This is a genomic window from Rhodococcus sp. NPDC057014 (genome assembly GCF_042673295.1).
Lineage (GTDB): Bacteria > Actinomycetota > Actinomycetes > Mycobacteriales > Mycobacteriaceae > Rhodococcus_F.
Genome location: NZ_JBHUSF010000035.1, coordinates 1 through 3,278 on the forward strand (window position 1 = coordinate 1; position 3,278 = coordinate 3,278).

Below are 3,278 nucleotides of genomic sequence, written 5' to 3' on the forward strand. Positions count from 1 at the left end.
TGTGGTGTGGGTATTTGCTGGCCCTTCTCCTTCTTCCGTCGGTGGGGGGTCAGTGTTTGATAGCTAGTTTGAGTTTTTTTGCTAGTGATTTGACTCGATGTCTATGACTGATTGCTGGTTTTGCCGGCCAATCTAGAGTCTTCAACGGAGAGTTTGATCCTGGCTCAGGACGAACGCTGGCGGCGTGCTTAACACATGCAAGTCGAGCGGTAAGGCCCTTCGGGGTACACGAGCGGCGAACGGGTGAGTAACACGTGGGTGATCTGCCCTGCACTTCGGGATAAGCCTGGGAAACTGGGTCTAATACCGGATATGACCTTCGGCTGCATGGCCGTTGGTGGAAAGGTTTACTGGTGCAGGATGGGCCCGCGGCCTATCAGCTTGTTGGTGGGGTAATGGCCTACCAAGGCGACGACGGGTAGCCGACCTGAGAGGGTGACCGGCCACACTGGGACTGAGACACGGCCCAGACTCCTACGGGAGGCAGCAGTGGGGAATATTGCACAATGGGCGAAAGCCTGATGCAGCGACGCCGCGTGAGGGATGACGGCCTTCGGGTTGTAAACCTCTTTCAGCAGGGACGAAGCGAAAGTGACGGTACCTGCAGAAGAAGCACCGGCCAACTACGTGCCAGCAGCCGCGGTAATACGTAGGGTGCAAGCGTTGTCCGGAATTACTGGGCGTAAAGAGCTCGTAGGCGGTTTGTCGCGTCGTCTGTGAAAACTCGAGGCTCAACCTCGAGCTTGCAGGCGATACGGGCAGACTTGAGTACTGCAGGGGAGACTGGAATTCCTGGTGTAGCGGTGAAATGCGCAGATATCAGGAGGAACACCGGTGGCGAAGGCGGGTCTCTGGGCAGTAACTGACGCTGAGGAGCGAAAGCGTGGGTAGCGAACAGGATTAGATACCCTGGTAGTCCACGCCGTAAACGGTGGGCGCTAGGTGTGGGTTTCCTTCCACGGGATCCGTGCCGTAGCTAACGCATTAAGCGCCCCGCCTGGGGAGTACGGCCGCAAGGCTAAAACTCAAAGGAATTGACGGGGGCCCGCACAAGCGGCGGAGCATGTGGATTAATTCGATGCAACGCGAAGAACCTTACCTGGGTTTGACATATACCGGAAAGCCGTAGAGATACGGCCCCCCTTGTGGTCGGTATACAGGTGGTGCATGGCTGTCGTCAGCTCGTGTCGTGAGATGTTGGGTTAAGTCCCGCAACGAGCGCAACCCTTGTCTTATGTTGCCAGCACGTAATGGTGGGGACTCGTAAGAGACTGCCGGGGTCAACTCGGAGGAAGGTGGGGACGACGTCAAGTCATCATGCCCCTTATGTCCAGGGCTTCACACATGCTACAATGGCCGGTACAGAGGGCTGCGATACCGTGAGGTGGAGCGAATCCCTTAAAGCCGGTCTCAGTTCGGATCGGGGTCTGCAACTCGACCCCGTGAAGTCGGAGTCGCTAGTAATCGCAGATCAGCAACGCTGCGGTGAATACGTTCCCGGGCCTTGTACACACCGCCCGTCACGTCATGAAAGTCGGTAACACCCGAAGCCGGTGGCCTAACCCCTCGTGGGAGGGAGCCGTCGAAGGTGGGATCGGCGATTGGGACGAAGTCGTAACAAGGTAGCCGTACCGGAAGGTGCGGCTGGATCACCTCCTTTCTAAGGAGCATTCTCCAGACGTGCACCACTGAACAGTCAGTGGATGATGTTCTGGCAGAGACTGTTTCGTTCCCGTATGTGGAACGGCGGACGCTCATGGGTGGAACACTGACAAGCATTCTTTTCACTACTGCCGGCCCGAGTGCCGGTGGGAGAAGAGTTATATCGGCATACTGTTGGGTCCTGAGAGAACACGTGAGTGTTTTTTCTACAGGAAAGTGACGACAAACAATTGTGGTGGTCATACCGGCCGGGTTTTCTCGGTGTTCGGTGGCGACGTGAGCATGGTTGGTTGTGTGTTGTTTGAGAACTGCACAGTGGACGCGAGCATCTTTGTTGTAAGTAATGAAGAGCGTACGGTGGATGCCTTGGCACCAGGAGCCGATGAAGGACGTAGGAGGCTGCGATAAGCCTCGGGGAGCTGTCAACCGAGCTGAGATCCGAGGATGTCCGAATGGGGAAACCCAGCACGAGTGATGTCGTGTTACCCGCACCTGAATATATAGGGTGTGTGGAGGGAACGTGGGGAAGTGAAACATCTCAGTACCCACAGGAAGAGAAAACAATAGTGATTCCGTGAGTAGTGGCGAGCGAAAGCGGAAGAGGCTAAACCATGGATGTGTGATAGCCGGCAGGTGTTGCATTCGTGGGGTTGTGGGGTTCATCTTGTCAATGCTGCCGTGTTGGCCGACAGTAAGAAATCGTTGTGTTAGTGGAAGTGGTCTGGAACGGCCTGTCGTAGAGGGTGAGAATCCCGTACACGAAAACATGACGACTGTCGTGATGGAAACCCAAGTAGCACCGGGCCCGTGAAATCTGGTGTGAATCTGTCGGGACCACCCGATAAGCCTGAATACTCCCTGGTGACCGATAGCGGACTAGTACCGTGAGGGAAAGGTGAAAAGTACCCCGGGAGGGGAGTGAAATAGTACCTGAAACCGTGCGCTTACAATCCGTCAAAGCCTTTGCACACTTCGGTGTGGGGGGTGATGGCGTGCCTTTTGAAGAATGAGCCTGCGAGTTAGTGGCATGTCGCGAGGTTAACCCGTGTGGGGTAGCCGTAGCGAAAGCGAGTCCGAATAGGGCGTTCGTAGTGGCATGTTCTAGACCCGAAGCGGAGTGATCTACCCATGGCCAGGTTGAAGCGACGGTAAGACGTCGTGGAGGACCGAACCCACTTAGGTTGAAAACTGAGGGGATGAGCTGTGGGTAGGGGTGAAAGGCCAATCAAACTCCGTGATAGCTGGTTCTCCCCGAAATGCATTTAGGTGCAGCGTCGCGTGTTTCTCACCGGAGGTAGAGCTACTGGATGGTCTAGGGGGCCCACAAGCTTACCGAAATCAGCCAAACTCCGAATGCCGGTGAGTGAGAGCGCGGCAGTGAGACTGCGGGCGATAAGGTTCGTAGTCGAGAGGGAAACAGCCCAGATCGCCAGCTAAGGTCCCTAAGCGTGTACTAAGTGGAAAAGGATGTGGGGTCGCGAAGACAACCAGGAGGTTGGCTTAGAAGCAGCCACCCTTGAAAGAGTGCGTAATAGCTCACTGGTCAAGTGATCCTGCGCCGACAATGTAGCGGGGCTCAAGTACACCACCGAAGCTGCGGCACTCACACAATGCAC

Annotated in this window: 2 rRNA genes (1 of these 2 running past the window's edge); both read left to right on the forward strand. The window is 55.8% G+C overall.

From position 1 onward, the window contains the following. Positions 1 to 141: 141 nt before the first annotated feature. Positions 142 to 1,660: ribosomal RNA gene (locus tag ACFTZB_RS10310) — 16S ribosomal RNA — on the forward strand. A gap of 336 nt (positions 1,661 to 1,996) precedes the next feature. Next, positions 1,997 to 3,278 (forward strand): 23S ribosomal RNA (locus tag ACFTZB_RS10315); it runs 1,918 nt beyond the window's last position. The 16S and 23S rRNA genes sit together here, the layout of an rRNA operon.